1 protein-coding gene is annotated in these 291 nt (G+C 55.0%); it reads left to right on the forward strand.

Features of this window, described 5'->3' with window-relative positions; all coding sequences use genetic code 11:
• A partial coding sequence (locus ACG94X_RS16845) for an Ig-like domain-containing protein (protein WP_419384805.1) occupies window positions 1–291 on the forward strand: 291 nt, incomplete at both ends.

The raw sequence follows: 291 nt of genomic DNA on the forward strand, positions 1-291 counted from the left end.
GCAACCCATTGACCATCACAGCGATCAATGGCGTGACCTTGACCCCGGGCACCGCCCAACAAATCAACACCCCGAACGGTATCGTGAACATTGATGCCCAAGGCACCATTACTTTCACCCCGAACACAGGCTTTAGCGGTCAAGAGACCTTTAACTACAGCATCAGCGATGGCCAAGGTGGTACTTCAAGCGCAACACTGACCATCACCATCAACGGCACGGATGATCTGCCAGTTGCGGTGGCGGATGTGAACAGCATCAACGAAGACGCGGTGAGCGTGAGCGGCAATG

This window comes from Acinetobacter psychrotolerans, from assembly GCF_048552595.1.
Classification (GTDB): Bacteria; Pseudomonadota; Gammaproteobacteria; order Pseudomonadales; family Moraxellaceae; genus Acinetobacter.